The sequence below is a fragment of the Noviherbaspirillum album genome (assembly GCF_035916955.1).
GTDB classification, from domain to species: domain Bacteria; phylum Pseudomonadota; class Gammaproteobacteria; order Burkholderiales; family Burkholderiaceae_D; genus Noviherbaspirillum; species Noviherbaspirillum album.
Map to the genome: position 1 here is coordinate 128,719 of NZ_JAWIIV010000002.1, position 14,928 is coordinate 143,646.

Sequence of the window (14,928 nt, forward strand, 5' to 3'; positions counted from 1 at the left end):
AACACCGCATCTCTCCGCCGAACGGTTGACAAGCGCCGTTACAAGAGAAATAATCGCACTTGAAATTTGCCGTATGGAAATTACGGCATGCATGAGATGTACTCCTGACGAGCTGGCTGGCTCGTCTTGTTGCAGATTTTTCGGCGTGAGTCGAGACGGAGCGGCCGTTATCCCGCAAATACCCGATCGACGTCTGTGAGACGTTGGTCATCTGCAACCCAGCTAGGGAAACCATGATTTCCCGCTGGGGGTCGTGGTGTCCCTGAACAGGAGTACATCATGACTCAAGCAGTCGATTCTTCGGACGTCCCTGCCAATGCGCAGCCAGATGTCCGGACCGAGCAAGCAACTCCAGTGCAAGCAGTATCTGCACCGGTAGTTCAACGAAAAGCTCGAAAACCCTTTCCCTCATCGAAACCTATCGAGGAGTGTTCGGAGGGTACTCGTGCGCTGTTTGCCTGGGCAACCTGGCTCAAACAAAACGCACTTGGACTTCCCGAAGGCAGGGTGACCTTTACGAAGGACACTTTGCGCCTCGTGGTGCACCAGTATCGACGTGCTGACGGCACACCGGTATTGGGTTTGCTTATGATGGATGACTCGCTTCCGAAGACTATTGTCCGCGGTGGCATCGTTGTTCAACAGGGGCAGTCTCGCATTCGCGAGTTCCGTGAGTTGAAAGAGGATTTGCCAACCATCTTTGCCAAAACGGCAGAAAGAGGATGGGTCCAGCAGATCCGCGGTATGGGGAGGTGACATGCTATTCGCTCACACTCTCCTGACTGACGCATCCAGCTTCACGCTAGCGCCTTACACGCCTCCGGTCAAAAAGACTCGGAAGCAGGTAGAGCGTACGCCAAAGGCTGTTGCATCAGATATCACTTCGTCTGTTCAACTGTCTCTTGACCTCCAGGTCGAGCAGGCAATTGCCATGTTGGCCAAGCCGATCATTGCGTCCTTTGCAGTTCCGAAGGCGTATCAGTCGGATAAAGCTGGCATATCGCTCATTGAAGCTGAGCGAGATACCGAGAAGTGCGACGTGACCATTCCCTACGAACCGTGGGGAGAGGCCTTCATCGTTGATGCTAACGATCATGGCTGGTCAAAAGAGGGATTGCAGTTTCTTCGCGTTCGCCTTTTCTGGGAATCGTTCGACGAGCTTGCACTCAGCAATAACGAGCGCGAGAAGTGGGATATCCTGAAATGGATATTCAAGCCGGTCATCCGTAAGCAGTACACGTACGGTAAGCCGGTCGTCGAATGGCATCAGAACGACGAATTTTTCTCCTTCCACAACTGCTGTCTGGCTGTCGGAATGGATGAAGACGTTCTTCGGGACGGCATTGTTCGCAATGTCGATTCCGGAATCATTGAGGCTGTCTTGCGCGTCTGCGCTGAATAACTGACAGCCACCCACTAGGGGCACCTTCCCCTAGTGGGCGGGTGCTCCTCTTTTTTTTCCTATGAGGAGTCCGTAATGAAAGGAACTCGTTTCCCCCTTGGCAGCACATTTGGTTTCTCCGCCAACGAGATCAATCCCCAGATCACCATTCCTGGGTATGAGCATCCTGACCTGGACACACTGCAAGACCCGAAAGAAAAAGCCGTCGCGTCGTTCCTGAAAGGAAATGTCCCGCCAGTCGATTCTGGATACGTGTTCCGCAAGGATCTGCTTCGTGAGCTGAATTTCTGGTACACCCAGACGTCCGGCGATGTGTTGTGTTTGTGGGGTCCAACGGGGTCCGGTAAGACAAGCCTGGCCAATCAGTTTCTGGCTCGACTTGGCGTACCGGTATTCCATTTGAAGGGTCACAAGAAGATGGAGCTGATTGAAGCGTTCGGTCACTATGTGGCTGGGCCCAACGGTCAGACTGTTTTCAACTATGGCCCGGTCACTCAGGCAGCCCGCTGTGGCGGCATTGTGGTGATCAATGAGTATGACCGTATTCAGCCTTCAACGGCTGTTGCGTTCAACGACGTGTTCGAGGGTGGTGAATTCGCTATCCCTGGTAAGCATGGTGAGACTATCCGGCCTCGGTCGGGCTTCAAGATCATCATCACTGCAAACACGAACCTCGTCGAAGATACGTCTGGTCTGTACCAGACGGCCTCCACGCATGACATCTCCTTGCTGGAACGCTTGTACTCCATCCGCGTCAGTTATCCGGATGAGGAAGCGGAAAAGAAAGTGGTGTCACATGCCCTCGCACGTTTCGATGACAAGCTGCTCTCCTACTGGTTCGACCAGGAAGGGATTCGTGTGTCGACAAAGACGGGTGAGAAGCATGGTGCAGCGATATCGCGAGATGAGTTCATCCAAGGCATCATCGACGTCGCCCAGAAGATCCGCAAACAATCGCGGGACGGTGGGAATGACGACGACAGTGCTCTGGAGCGGACGATGTCGACACGTATCGTTGCAAAATGGGCGTCGTACTCGGCAGGTATGTCGGGCGCGGCCACCAATCTGGGTATATCGGCACTGCACTACGCGATGACCAAGTGTCTGAGTGACTTCTCCACGGAGTCCACGAAGATCGCATTGCACCAGGCAGTCACCGATGTATTCGGCGTGGCAGAGAAGTTGAAACCGTAAGGAGCGTGAGATGACTACCCCGCAGCGTAAGTTCGCGGGGTTGGCTTACTGGACGTTGGCGCAAGCCGGCGAACAGTGGGTCGATCTCGCAATTCAAGCGGTCCAGCCGTTGTGCGACCAAGGCAAGCTGGTGGTGGAGACCAACAGCCCCTTGGATGGCTCGAAAGAGCTCATGCTGAGTTTCCCTAACGGGACATTCATCATGCGTGCAAAGAATGGAGAGGGAAGGGGTGTCGTTCGCGATGCTCCTATGGCTCTTGCCGTTGTGTTGTGCCTTATGGCAATGCAACGCAAGATGCCAATGCTGTCCCTTGTGGACGATGCTCAGTTGGAGTTCCCGCGTATCTCTCAGAAGTTCGGGCTGTATGCAGAGCAATGGGACGTTACGTTGGAGCTTGCCGAATTACTCGGCCTCGCTCCTGGCAAACAATTCTTAGAACAAGAGGGTGCTATCACGCATCTGATGTTCTGAAGTTCCTACCCGTGTGGGTGCATTGAGGAGATGCGCCCATCCGGGTGTGTCTCCATTTTTTTTGGAGGCTTCAAAATGGAACACGTTAGTGTGCTCCCGGTCGTTATGACCCCTGCTGTACTCGTTGCATATATCCTTGGTCTTACGCTTCTCGCTACCTACAAGCGAATGAAGACATGGCTACCCATGAAGAAGGCCGCAACGATCACGCCAGCGCTACCCGCGCCGACGCCGACAGTCGTTCAGCCGCCTCAGCCTGAACATGCTCCAGCTGCCATGGCAGTCAGGGACATGCAAGATGGGAAGGCGACATTGATTGTACGGTTCCGCCCTCGCAAGAAGGTGGTATCGGCGATCATGATTGTCTGGGCAGGAGTCAACAAACGCGCTGAAAATCGACTTGAGGATTCGTATTATGACCTCGGGTTCTTTGATGCGCACGAGGTGAGCGACGCTGTCATCGCTAAAGCTGTAGACGAGGCAAACAAAAAGCTCGCAGAGCTGGCGCCCGCACGAAAGTGTGGAGCTAATGCCCAAGCTGCAGTCGCGGTGAATTCCGGCGAGAACGCGCAAGCGAACTCCTCGGAAGTGACCGCTGTTGAGAAATCAGCAGCAACCCTATCTGCGATGGCAGGCGCAAGCACTGTCGTCTCCGTTGCTGTTGCGGAAGACGATGGTGAACATCAGCCGGAAATCAAGCTGCGGAAAACGCCCTCTGTGTATCGAGGCGTAATCCTGGCTTCCGGCATGATGAAGCGTCCGCTTGACGACAAGATCATCGATTCCTTCGGTATCCGCTATCGGACACCTGAAGGCATTGAGGATGCAGTATGGGGCGTTGATTTACGACGCGCTATGGAGTCGGCCAAAGTATCGGTCGGCGACTACGTCGAGATTCTGAAGATTGGTCGCAAGACCGTTGAGAAAGGAAAAGCGCCGATGAATCTGTATCAGATCGCAAAGATCGATTCGGCATTGGCAACCCAGTAACACCGCTACCCCGCGGAGACTTTCTGAAGCGGGGTCAGCGGGGTAGCTGGCCCTCTCATCTTTTGGAGCAAGACATGGCAAGCGTAAATAAAGTTACTTTGATTGGGAATGTGGGTGCTGCACCTGAAACACGATCAACAAGCAGTGGCGACACGGTCTGTACCATTCGCATGGCGACCAGCGAAAGCTGGACCGACAAGGCAAGTGGCGAGAAAAAGGAGCTAACCGAATGGCATAGAGTTGTTTTCTATCGCAAACAGGCAGAGCTCGTGAAGCAGCTCGTGAAGAAGGGCACTCAGCTCTACGTTGAAGGTCGTCTCCGAACACGCAAGTGGACGGACAAAGAAGGCGTCGAGCGTTACACAACGGAGATCGAGGCAGCAGAGTTCCAGCTGCTCGGTAGCCGGCCACAATCATCGAATAACACCGATGAACATGGCAGCAACGAACCTGCATCTGCGACGTCCCGTAATGAGCAAAGCACGGGCGCTCGAAGCTCTGTGGGAGGTGGGCGCGCTTATGGAGATAGCGACATTCCGTTCTAACGGACGGTGTGTTCTTCCCCTGTAATGCAAACCCTGTGAGTCCTTGTCCTTATCGGACAGGGGCTCACTCTTCTTCACAGGAGAGTGCCATGAAGTCGTATTCATTCGGGCTTTGGCCTGGAGAACCGTTCAGAGTCTGTCTGATTCTGGAAGGGAGGGCGCATCATGCATAGCCGCATGACACCTGCTCACTCGTCCAACATCGATGGATATACTTACCTGGGCTGCAAGTATTTGGTCGTCGCGTTCAAGAGCGGCGCTTTGTATCGCTACGATGAAGTTCCACAGAATGTGGCTGATGATTTTGCCGCTGTACATAGCAAAGGCAAGTATCTCAACCTGAATATCAAGAACGCCTACGCATGGAAACTGCTGACGGCCACTGACCTTGAGAATCTGCTGGATTCGTATCCCGAGACTAAGGCCAACCCGGCACCAAAGTCTGCAAGGATCTACACCGCGGCGGAGATTGCACAGTTTCATGTGCGCTATCCGATTCTGTCGGTGATGTTCTGAGCGTTGGCTCGGTCGGCGGGGGAAACCCTGCCTTCCGAGGCTTCCACTTTTTTCGTAGTCGATGTAGACTTCTTTCCTGATGCGACACCTTGTGTGCCGCCTGAGCAAAGCAGTTTTCTCCGGTTTTCCGGAAACGCCCACTGGCCTGCGTTACGGCCTTTTAACCATGCGAGCTTTCGCTTGCATAACCCGAGGGGTTCGTCCCTTCGGGGCGCACCTCTCCTTTTTCATAAAGGAGAAAACCATGAGCTCTCAGCACCAACGTGCTTGGGTTCGCCAACCTTCATCCCGTCGGCTCGATCTGATCAACCCAGATCCGAACGCATGGGAAGACGAAGACCTGTCGATCGGCTTATCCCGGGCTTACCGCTGGGGTGGCCACTCGGTATGGGAGCTTCCCATGTCGGTAGCCCAGCATTCGCTGCTTGTCCTGGCACTACGTGAGCAAGCATCGAGCGATCCGCTCGACCGCCTCACAGCCCTTCGCGAGCTGTTACATGACGCAGAAGAAGGTTTGATTGGCTTTGATCCGATCTCGCCTTTGAAGCCGATTCTCGGCGAGCGTTTTGCGCAGCTGTTCGAGCGGCTAACTGATGCAATCTTCACCCGCTATCAGTTGTCCGCATGGACCGTCGATAAGAAACGCCTGCACAAGCAGGCCGATCAACTCGCCGCAGCAAGCGAAGCGGTACACGTCGCCGGCTGGCATCCCGATGAGGTGAAAAACACCCTTGGCATATCCGTGGCCCCGTTGCAAGACGATCCACTGGTTGCCATCTACGGGGGCAAGCCGTGGGAACCGTGGCCGAGCAGGATTGCGGCCGATCGTTTCCTCACCGTGCTCAAGCGACTGTCTGTGAACATACAGCAGCTGGCTTGACCGCCCATTCACTCCTCGCACACCGCGAGGAGGCTTTCTCCAGTCGACCAGCGATGGTCGCTTGCAGAAAGCGACTGCGAAATCGCACCGGTTCTTTCCGTCGGAAGATGGACAGACGCCAACCTTGTTGGCAAATTTTATTCAGCCTTCGGGCTGGATCACTAGGACACCATTTTGGTGTTCTTCATTTAACCCACGCGGGATATGCCTTTTCCCGCTGGGGGAGGGTGTGTCTTGCGTTTCCTGTAAGGAGATCCAAATGAACACAACCCTCGCGCCCGTTGTTGTAGATCACTCTGCAGTTCTCGACGACAAACTTGCACTCGTGACTGTAACCATCAAATGTTATTCCGGTTACCATCGCGCGACCCGCGAGTATATTCAAGAGTTGGGCGGTACTTTGCCTGACTCTGCCGCCGTTACCGAAGGCAGTATCAAAGTCTTCCCTAACGAGCGATTAAATCCCTTTTCGACCCTCCGCCGCAGTGTATTTCGTAAGATCGCAGCGAAGGGCGTCAAGGCACTCGGTAGTGGCAACACGTTCGCAGTTCCACGCGACGCATTGGACACTATTGAGGCTGCTCTCGTAGAAGCTCGTGAGGAGTTCGAAAAAGAACTCGGCGTCCTAGACGCCAATTACGAGGCTTACTTCGAGGAACACGTGAAAGCCAACCAGGAGGCGGAAGTCATTCTCCGCAAACTGGGTATTCCTAAAGCCGTCGCTTTGACGCGCTTTGGGTTTGATTCGCATATCTTCAAGATCGTTCCGATCCAAAAAGAAGGCGAAGGGGCAAAGAGCGTGAGCTCTCTCGTTGAAGGCTTAGCCCGACAACTCTTTGAAGAAGTGGCCGCGGAAGCGGACAAGCTGCTTGAGAAGAGTGATGCTTTCACCAGGCATCAAAAGGCTGGCCAGAAAACGATACGTCCGATCAAGGATGCTCTCACCAAGATGAAAGGTCTCGAGTTTCTCGACCCTGTCATCGGTGGCGGTATCCAGCTGATCGAAGATGTGCTGAGTTCGTTGCCCCAAACGGGCTACATCGAAGACAGCCCCTTCGCGAAGCCGTTCTCGACACTCCGGCGCTTGCTGGAAGTCATGAGCGACGTGGACGATTACCTTGACGCGTCTGGGCGCGTCCGCAATGGCATTCCTGCTAATGAAGTTCTGTTCCCTCCGGCGCCGGTAACGGTGCAGGCGGTGCAGCAGCAGGAACCGGAATTGGTAGAGGAGCAATCTCCTATCGATATCGCAATGCCGGATCTTGTGGGCGATGTTCAGACCGTCGAAACTGACTTCGACCTCGGTCTTCCAGAAGAGATGCCCGACGTGATGCTGCCGACACCGGCCGCAGCACCGATGGCTACTGAACTCTTGATGTTCTAACGGAGGAGGTGACCCATGAAAGCAGCAACATTGCAGCGGGCACTTCCAGTCGTAGCTGGGATGATCGCAGACCGTACTGGTATCGAAGTTAAGACTGCAGCGGGGGCGTGCACGGACGGTAAAGTCATTTACCTGCCGGCGCTGCCGCTAGACCTGAAGGAGGATGATTTTGTCAGTGCGATCGGGTACATCTACCACGAAGCCGGACACATCCTCGATACCGATTTCTCCGTGCCGCTTGGTGTTGGTCTCGAAAGAGCCATCATCAACAGCCTGGAGGACATCCGGATTGAGAAGCAGCGCATGATCCGTTCACCCGGAGCAAGGCGTTATCTCGGCCGGCTGGTGGAAATCCTGACCCAACGTGGTCTGGAAGGAAGAAACGATGGATTCTGGCCAGTTCCGGCGGATGACTCGGTTCCCGCGCCGGCGGTATTTCAGGCATTTCTGCTGTACAAGCTGCGGCATGACGTGCTTGGCCAAGAGGGGATCAAACCTCTGGTCGACACGGCAGAAGCCGCAATGGCGCGTTTCCCGAAAGCGATGCGTACCAGGCTTGAAGCTCTGATGTTTGAAGTCGAGCAGTGTGCAAACACGGCCGACGTTTCTGAGCTTGCCCACGAGATCATTCGCATGATCAAAGAGGAGCAAGAAAAGGAACAGGAACGGGAAGAGCAGCAGCAGCAACAACAGCAACAACAGCAGCAACAGCAAGACAATCAGTCGACCGATTCTTCGGATGACGATGATGGGCAGTCAGGTGCAGACAGTAGCGCACAGGACGATAGCTCAACGGATGACGGCGGCCAGTCAGGCGCCGGCGACGACGATGGTGGCGATTCCCAAGACGGGGCGCAGCAGCAGAGTGCGGAAGGGGGGCAAGGCGAATCAGGCGAAAGCGCTGACGCAGGCCAACCCCAAGACGATGCTGTAAGCGACCAGGCGGGAGACGCTGCAGGTGGTAGCAATATGCTGAAGGAGCTTCTGTCGATGTCGGATGACGACGTCATGGAAACTCTGGACGATATGTTGCAGAACTCGCTGAACCAGGCGGCCAACAAGGCTGCCCGGTCCGGAAGGGTGGTGAGTGCTGCGAATGTCCATCCACTTCGTTTGCCTAACAAGCAGGCGGATACATCCCGCATCAAAGGCGCTATCAACGCCATTCGTGTGAGGACCATGGCATGGCTTAGCAGCGCGGCCGAGTGTGATACTCAGGTGGTGCACGCTGGCAAGCAGCTCGACTACACACGTTTGCATCAGGCCCGCTTCGGCGGCCCGGTGTTCATGCGGGTGGAGGAGGGGATCGATCTGAATGCGGATATTTCCATTCTGGTTGATCGGTCTGGCAGCATGACAAGCCGGATCCAGCTTGCGGCGGAAAGTGCGTTGGCGACTCTGCTGGCGTACGACATCCCGGGTATCAATACGCAAGTCGCCGCGTTCCCAGTCTCCGGCTCAGTCAACGGTAGCGCTGACGATGACGGCGTGGCGGTCGTCAAGCGATGGAATGAGTCGCCGAGGTTTCTCGGTGGCCGCGTTCAATCACTGACCGCTGATGGATCTACGCCAATGGCGGAAGCCATTCTCTGGGCAACTTGTGATCTGCTCAGGCGTGACGAGGCGTTGCGGATTCTTCTGGTCGTCACCGACGGTGATCCGGATGAAGTCGAAACAACTCGTGAGGTCATTGACCTGGCGCGCAAGAGCGGTGTGCAGGTCCTGGGCCTTGGTATCGGAAGCGACACCAAGGGGTTGTTTGGCGACAAGCATGCAGCAGTAATCGGCGACATCAAAGAGCTCACAGGCTCGATGATCAAGCTGATCAAGCAGGCAATGTCACAGTAACCACTTTTCTCCCCGCTTCTGCGGGGAGGCTTTTTAGTGGCTCTTTTACAAAGGGGCCACTAAAAAGAAAAAATGAATAGGCTGGCTCGGTAGACTATGCAGAATTACTGGGGCTGGCGTGAGCTGGTCATGATGGAAGATCGAAATGAATAGACTTCGCCTTTTTACTGAAAGAACGAGCGCCGACGGGAGCTACCTGGTACGGTGGATGACCGGCACGGACACCAAAGGAATCGTGCAGGTTGATGTGCCGGCTGACGTCGAAGACGGGAAGATCGCCTCTGAGCTGGTCGCCGCGCGCTGGCTGCTCGAGGAGGCCAATGTATGTGGCCACGATAAATCTGGCGCCGGCTTGGTCATCTATTTTTCTACCGGGGCGGCCAAGAAGCTGTTGCGCGGGGAATCTGCAAAAGGCAGCCTGGCAAAGTATGCACACTTCCTGCGTACCCGGTTTCTTGGTGCCGATATTGAGGTCGAGAGCAGGCCTCAGCAGTGGGCAACGTTTGATGCGACGGCTACCCAGCTCGACGCGCGCGCCGTCAAACTTGAGAAGCTGCAGCTGCGTGGTTTCGGCGAGGTAGAGTTGACCGCGCATGCACTCGAACAGTACGTTGAACGACTGGAACGCAAACCAATCCGCGCCTGGCGTGAACTCCGTTTGTTGTTGCAGGACCCGAAGCTTTACGAGGTCAACATCAACCGGCGCCGCGTTTCAGCGAACTTAGCCCATCGGAACGCGGGCAGGTTCTTTTACTTGCCAAATCGAGACATCATCTTTGTGGTGACGGAAGCAAACCAGTTCGCGCCGGCGCGCATCGTAACCATTTATGCAGCCGACGCGGAAACAAAGCTGCGATTATCGAAACCCAAGCACCTGACTGTCGAGTTTGAGGATCTTGGCGACGATTCGACCAATGATCTGGATTCCACTCTTCGGAGCGGGCTCGTCCAGAGTCTTTGATTTGTTGAAGACGGTTTCCTTCGGGTCCATGGTGGTTGACTCCACGCGTCCACGATGCTCGGAGGTGAGCTCTACCCGGCCGTCCATATGGGCGATGACCCGGCGTAGGCATAGCATCGACTGAGCTCTGAGCAAGTAAATCCCGTCTTCGGTGAGGTAGTTTTCACTGGTTTCCACGACAAGTAGATCGCCTACGCGCAAAGATGGATCATTCATATCGCTCCAGTTCTCGACCAGGAAGCGGTGATCTGAACGTGGAACGGCCATCTCCTTGTCGCCGTAATCGATGCTGATGGTTCGTAGTGTCTTGAAAGCTGCTTGAGGGCAATCACCGTCCTGCGATCCGCGGCGGTCGATCACACAGAGGGGTAGGTCGACCCGGGATTTTGAGGGCCTAACGTCAAGTTCGGTTTGGGCGTCTCATAGCGTGAGGAGGTAATCAGCGGACACACCGATAAGTTGTGGTTCGCACGAGGGTGACGGGGATTGCTATTCCTAAGCACCATTTCCTGACCGCGAGACTGAGGCATCAAGGTCTTCAACAAGTCTGGAAAAACGTTGGATCTGTACTGATGGATAACCGCGACATTCTAGTAAAGCACTGAATCTGCGTGAGAACTCTTTCATGAGTTCTTCTTCTTTCGACGCTGCTTTCAAATCATCCGTTGACATGTCAGCCTCGCGTGAAAGTGCTCGCTTTATGTGTCCGTCGCTTCCATTTTCCTATGTATGAGGCGTCACGCTGGTGAATGTACAGAGCCGACATCCTGCAATAGAGACTATACGAATGTATTGATGGCAACGAAAGCGCGACAACTTATTATTGCTCACAGGCAATTTTGGTTGTTTTCAATTCTAAGGGCGTACATCGAGGTTAACAAACCTCGGCGACGCTTGGAACATTATCGAGGGCAGTATAGTATGCGGAACAGCGATTTGGTGCAGTTCAATATGGAATGGATGGGCAAGCATATCGAGGGACGCTTCCCGAGCTCGATCGTGGCCAACCTGCCTTTGTTGCCGAGACAAAGCGCTCGCGTGATAGACGTTGCAGAAAAAGTGGGCGAATGTTTTGCCCGTGCTGCATTGCCTATCAGTGGTTTGGAAAAGATTCTGGCAGCAAGCGGCACGCCTAACCCGAAAGAATCGGAATACGCCAATGCGCCGGTCACTATCGACGCAACGAGATTAGCTCGGGAATGGCTGTTTCTGGCGCGTCTTAGCGCCAAGGACGTCCTGGCTGGAAAGTGGTTGCCGTTCATGCGCATGCATATGAAGTATTCAGAAGCGGCCTATTACGCCGATCTGTCGAATGAGCAGATCAATACGCTGGCTGTGCGGGCAGGCAATTTGCGAATTCAGATGCTGGAATGGGCTTGGGCCCCTCGCATTTTTGACGTATCGGACGCGCTCCCGTCGACCTTCGACAATGCATGGACGTTCGCCTTGTCGGTCTAAGAGGTTTCGCATGCTTCCGATTCCATTATCACTGGCTGCTAATCCTCTTCTGTGGGATTCCGCGATGCTGATCTTGTCGAACGAGCTCATTAAAAGCGGCGCTCGCAATAAGGTTATCTCGTCTCTTACCGGGATAGTAGAGAAGCGGGTGCGCGCAATGACGCACGCCATTCTGCCACCGGAGGAGCGGCGCGGCCCCTGTCAGCTGCCGACACCCAAGACACTCGTCGGCGTTGGCTATCGACGCAACTACAACGTCAATTTGCATAGCGCTCGACTGTTGGCGATTTACACCAACCTCGAGAAGCGTTTCAACGAGCCGATGCATGAAGGCTTCCTGTTGCTTGCGGCCTACCAGATGTACAAGGCCACGTACAAGGAGCACGAGCTCAGCGAGGGTCCGGACCAACACGACATGAATAGGGCATACGCTCTTCTGCGCAGCTACCAGGCGAAGGAAATCGTCATGGAGCGCTGTGCCAAATGTGAAGTGCCCTACGTAAGGCTGAACTGGTTCGAAGCTGGTGAGGATGCTTGCCCAATCTGTCAGAAGGTCAAACTTTCCCGTGCGATAGCGGAACACGGCAGAAAGAATCACTTCACGCGCAAGAAAAAAATACCGTAAGCGCCGCAAAGCTACCCAAAATAGACACTTCTCACCCCACCTGATTCTCGACAATCCGTCAAAATCGCAGCATGTTTAAATGGCTGCGTCTCCCCCTCAGGTCTTCCGTTCCCACGCCACCTCCAGTCGCGGCCCCAAGCCCGGTGGCGGTGGTGCACACATCCTCACTTGACGGAGATGACGAGACCCCCCTCTATCCGCCGGCCGACCGTGGTATCCCAATGGAGCCGCTACCCAAGGTGCTCGACCGCCAACAGGACCTCATTCTGAGAATACAGCGAGCAGCTGGACTCAGTCCTGCAGATTTCGATACGCGCTATCTTCCCGCAATCCGAAATCTCTGTGCCTATGTGCACCTTCTACCCGCAACCGATACGGAATACTTTGTTGGCGCCGGCGGCCTTGTTCGCCTGTCCCTGGAGATCGGGCTGCATTCGTTGCAGATGTCCCATGCGAGTGTCTTCCCTATGGCCGGCATTGTGGATAAGCGCTCGGCGATGATTCCGCGATGGGAACTGGCAACCTTCCTCGCTGCGATTTGTAGCCAGCTCTACCGTCCCGTCTCCAATATGGTGGTGATCGACCAGCACAATAATCAGTGGCCACAGATCCTCATGCCCCTTACAGACTGGGCTGACTCGGTTTCGGCTAGGCGTTACTTCATACGATGGGCCACAGGGAAGGACACCGCCAGCCGGCAAAGCTGTGCGGCCTTCCTCATCAGTCGTGTTATACCCGCGGAAGTCTTGCAATACCTGAACGAGGACAACAATGTGATCGTTCCTGCTATGACAGCAAGCATCTCAGGCGGGGATATGAATCCGAGTGAGAATCCGATCGCGCGCATCGTGGCACCCATGATGACGCGGGTGATACAGGAAGACATGAAGCGCAACAGCCGTAATTACGGTAACTATTCGCTTGGCATTCATCTTGAACCCCACTTGATCGACGCGATGCGCCGCCTCATCAAGGGGGGACAGTGGACGGTCAACACAAAGGGCGCACGCGTATGGATCGGCACGGACGGAGTTTTTGTTGCCTGGAGTGCCGGCGCAAAGGACATCGCAGGGCTGCTTACATCGGATACCTTCGTCGGACTGCCACAGGATCCCGACACGATCGCTGACATACTCATCGAAGCAAACGTCTTGGTGCGTGGGCAGAATGGAAGCCGCTACTGGACGATCACATTGCCGGAGACCGGCGCACTAATCGATAATGCTGTCCGCCTGGCCAACGAGACGCTCATCTTTCCCCTACGATTCGATATTGCGGCGTTACGTACCGGTGCCCTTACAGCGACCCGTGCAGTTGCCTCGGCGCCGCCGCTCCAAGCCTCGGAGACCGCTGCTGACCTCGGCAAGAAGTCCAAACCTCGTCGGAAGAAAGATGATGAGCCGAAGGATGAAGCCGTCAGCACGCAAGTGGCGGCCACCGAAGTTACAGAGCCGGCGCCTCTGCCCGAGAAGGCTGTTGAGGGCTCTGCTATCGAGCAGGGTATCCCAGTCGCCGCTTCAACAGTCGAGGTAGCGCAGAATGTGGTTGCCTCGGCAGAAGCGACCTCCATCAATCCGCCATCCGAACCTGAACAGGCGCCTTCCGCCTCAAAAGATACTGATCAGGCGACGGTCGCATCTGCAAAAGCAGAAGCCCCGGAACCGGTAGCTCAAGAGAACAACACGGAGCCGGCCGCTCAGGAGGGCAAGCCGCAGGCCACGAAGGTAAGCAAGCCCACAGCGGAACAAGAGTCCCGGTATCTTGGGATGCTCTCCCGTGAGTCCCAATGGACAATGAGGCAGATCATCAAAGCGCAGCAGAAGGGCACATTGACAGGTGTCGTTGCGAGTCTCGACATTGGACTTGGCATATCGGCAGAGGAGTTGTCCGCACATGGGATGCCCACGACTGATCTTCTCAACGACCTGTCGGCGCGAAACTGGCTCTACATGGATAAGGCAAAACCCTTACGGAAAATCCACAAGGTCGAAGTCGACGGAAAACACGAAAGCCTCATCATTCTCCGACCTGAGATTGCGGTGGGTTTGGGCTTCGCCTGGGCGGCGCCTGAAGAAAAGATTGAAACGCAATGAAAACATTGAAAATGCAGCCAGGCAGCCTGCTTGACCAGGCAGTCAAACGCATCGAGTTGCGCAGGGAAGCAACTCAACTGTTCATCCGCTGGCCGAACCTCAAACAAGCCTCTTTGAAACTCTGTGCATTCCTCACCCCTTTCATCGAGGAGAACAGTCGCCCCATACTTGATATCGCCTTAGAAAGAGCAATCATTGCTGCAGCCGCCGCGCACGGAGGACAGCAAGTTACGGCATTTATCCAAGCGGTTGCGTCGATGGCCGACAGCCTTTGCCATCTACAGGTGTCCTTACAGGACAAGGACGGTGATTGGGAGATATGGGATTTCGAAAAGCCAATCCTCGATTGGATGCACTCCGCTGAGCGCGATTGCCTTCAAGTGCGTCGTCGGGAGACAGCATTTGCCAAAGGGGCGGTGACCCTGGCATTGTTGTCTCGTGTCTTTTCCATTCGTGATCTGCTGAACACTCCTTTAGAGGTTGTAGCTTAGCGTGCTCACGTTGGGCGCCAAATTATTTGCGGTCCTGCCAGTGGAAGCGCCGCAAAGCTGCCCATTTTG

15 protein-coding genes are annotated in these 14,928 nt (G+C 55.0%); all 15 read left to right on the forward strand.

The genetic code is table 11. The features are described 5' to 3' along the window. The first annotated feature begins 279 nt into the window (after positions 1–279). The 15 genes from RY831_RS03400 (at position 280) to RY831_RS03470 (ending at position 14,859) form a co-directional block, all read left to right on the forward strand. Complete coding sequence (locus tag RY831_RS03400; RefSeq protein WP_326504928.1) at positions 280–756, forward strand: hypothetical protein; 477 nt, start codon at positions 280–282, stop codon at positions 754–756. Between the two features lies 1 nt (position 757). Beyond that, complete coding sequence (locus RY831_RS03405) at positions 758–1,402, forward strand: hypothetical protein (RefSeq protein WP_326504929.1); 645 nt, start codon at positions 758–760, stop codon at positions 1,400–1,402. A 75-nt stretch (positions 1,403–1,477) separates the two neighbouring features. Beyond that, positions 1,478–2,596 carry an AAA family ATPase gene (locus RY831_RS03410; protein ID WP_326504930.1) on the forward strand — a complete coding sequence of 373 codons (1,119 nt, stop codon included), beginning with the start codon at positions 1,478–1,480 and terminating at the stop codon, positions 2,594–2,596. Positions 2,597–2,606: 10 nt separating this feature from the next. Beyond that, entirely contained in the window at positions 2,607–3,068 is a 462-nt protein-coding gene (locus RY831_RS03415) for a hypothetical protein (protein ID WP_326504931.1), read from the forward strand. A 186-nt stretch (positions 3,069–3,254) separates the two neighbouring features. Next, positions 3,255–4,058: a hypothetical protein gene (locus RY831_RS03420; RefSeq protein ID WP_326504932.1), complete on the forward strand. Its 804-nt coding sequence runs from the start codon at positions 3,255–3,257 to the stop codon at positions 4,056–4,058. Between the two features lie 74 nt (positions 4,059–4,132). After that, positions 4,133–4,603, forward strand: a complete 471-nt coding sequence (ssb, locus tag RY831_RS03425; protein ID WP_326504933.1) for a single-stranded DNA-binding protein — start codon at positions 4,133–4,135, stop codon at positions 4,601–4,603. 165 nt (positions 4,604–4,768) lie between these two features. Next, on the forward strand, positions 4,769–5,119 hold the full coding sequence (locus RY831_RS03430) for a KTSC domain-containing protein (protein WP_326504934.1): 351 nt from the start codon (positions 4,769–4,771) through the stop codon (positions 5,117–5,119). Between the two features lie 244 nt (positions 5,120–5,363). Beyond that, complete coding sequence (locus RY831_RS03435; protein WP_326504935.1) at positions 5,364–5,999, forward strand: phosphohydrolase; 636 nt, start codon at positions 5,364–5,366, stop codon at positions 5,997–5,999. Between the two features lie 259 nt (positions 6,000–6,258). Then, entirely contained in the window at positions 6,259–7,383 is a 1,125-nt protein-coding gene (locus RY831_RS03440) for a DUF3150 domain-containing protein (RefSeq protein ID WP_326504936.1), read from the forward strand. A gap of 15 nt (positions 7,384–7,398) precedes the next feature. After that, positions 7,399–9,231, forward strand: coding sequence for a VWA domain-containing protein (locus RY831_RS03445; protein WP_326504937.1), 1,833 nt, complete (start codon positions 7,399–7,401; stop codon positions 9,229–9,231). A 145-nt stretch (positions 9,232–9,376) separates the two neighbouring features. Then, positions 9,377–10,192: a hypothetical protein gene (locus tag RY831_RS03450; RefSeq protein WP_326504938.1), complete on the forward strand. Its 816-nt coding sequence runs from the start codon at positions 9,377–9,379 to the stop codon at positions 10,190–10,192. A gap of 921 nt (positions 10,193–11,113) precedes the next feature. Next, positions 11,114–11,650: a hypothetical protein gene (locus RY831_RS03455; RefSeq protein ID WP_326504939.1), complete on the forward strand. Its 537-nt coding sequence runs from the start codon at positions 11,114–11,116 to the stop codon at positions 11,648–11,650. Between the two features lie 10 nt (positions 11,651–11,660). Then, positions 11,661–12,275 carry a FlhC family transcriptional regulator gene (locus tag RY831_RS03460; RefSeq protein WP_326504940.1) on the forward strand — a complete coding sequence of 205 codons (615 nt, stop codon included), beginning with the start codon at positions 11,661–11,663 and terminating at the stop codon, positions 12,273–12,275. A 221-nt stretch (positions 12,276–12,496) separates the two neighbouring features. Continuing rightward, positions 12,497–14,368: a MobH family relaxase gene (mobH, locus tag RY831_RS03465; protein WP_326504941.1), complete on the forward strand. Its 1,872-nt coding sequence runs from the start codon at positions 12,497–12,499 to the stop codon at positions 14,366–14,368. Then, the gene (locus tag RY831_RS03470) at positions 14,365–14,859 is read left to right on the forward strand and encodes a hypothetical protein (RefSeq protein ID WP_326504942.1); all 495 of its coding nucleotides are present in this window, start codon (positions 14,365–14,367) and stop codon (positions 14,857–14,859) included. The genes mobH and RY831_RS03470 overlap by 4 nt, the downstream gene beginning before the upstream one ends. Positions 14,860–14,928 lie beyond the last annotated feature (69 nt).

What these genes read in the sequence shown, in the direction of transcription:
- RY831_RS03400 (WP_326504928.1), top strand. Translation starts at nt 280, where the DNA reads ATGACTCAAGCAGTCGATTCTTCGGACGTCCCTGCCAATGCGCAGCCA.
- RY831_RS03405 (WP_326504929.1), top strand. Translation starts at nt 758, where the DNA reads ATGCTATTCGCTCACACTCTCCTGACTGACGCATCCAGCTTCACGCTA.
- RY831_RS03410 (WP_326504930.1), top strand. Translation starts at nt 1,478, where the DNA reads ATGAAAGGAACTCGTTTCCCCCTTGGCAGCACATTTGGTTTCTCCGCC.
- RY831_RS03415 (WP_326504931.1), top strand. Translation starts at nt 2,607, where the DNA reads ATGACTACCCCGCAGCGTAAGTTCGCGGGGTTGGCTTACTGGACGTTG.
- RY831_RS03420 (WP_326504932.1), top strand. Translation starts at nt 3,255, where the DNA reads ATGAAGAAGGCCGCAACGATCACGCCAGCGCTACCCGCGCCGACGCCG.
- ssb (WP_326504933.1), top strand. Translation starts at nt 4,133, where the DNA reads ATGGCAAGCGTAAATAAAGTTACTTTGATTGGGAATGTGGGTGCTGCA.
- RY831_RS03430 (WP_326504934.1), top strand. Translation starts at nt 4,769, where the DNA reads ATGCATAGCCGCATGACACCTGCTCACTCGTCCAACATCGATGGATAT.
- RY831_RS03435 (WP_326504935.1), top strand. Translation starts at nt 5,364, where the DNA reads ATGAGCTCTCAGCACCAACGTGCTTGGGTTCGCCAACCTTCATCCCGT.
- RY831_RS03440 (WP_326504936.1), top strand. Translation starts at nt 6,259, where the DNA reads ATGAACACAACCCTCGCGCCCGTTGTTGTAGATCACTCTGCAGTTCTC.
- RY831_RS03445 (WP_326504937.1), top strand. Translation starts at nt 7,399, where the DNA reads ATGAAAGCAGCAACATTGCAGCGGGCACTTCCAGTCGTAGCTGGGATG.
- RY831_RS03450 (WP_326504938.1), top strand. Translation starts at nt 9,377, where the DNA reads ATGAATAGACTTCGCCTTTTTACTGAAAGAACGAGCGCCGACGGGAGC.
- RY831_RS03455 (WP_326504939.1), top strand. Translation starts at nt 11,114, where the DNA reads ATGCGGAACAGCGATTTGGTGCAGTTCAATATGGAATGGATGGGCAAG.
- RY831_RS03460 (WP_326504940.1), top strand. Translation starts at nt 11,661, where the DNA reads ATGCTTCCGATTCCATTATCACTGGCTGCTAATCCTCTTCTGTGGGAT.
- mobH (WP_326504941.1), top strand. Translation starts at nt 12,497, where the DNA reads ATGGAGCCGCTACCCAAGGTGCTCGACCGCCAACAGGACCTCATTCTG.
- RY831_RS03470 (WP_326504942.1), top strand. Translation starts at nt 14,365, where the DNA reads ATGAAAACATTGAAAATGCAGCCAGGCAGCCTGCTTGACCAGGCAGTC.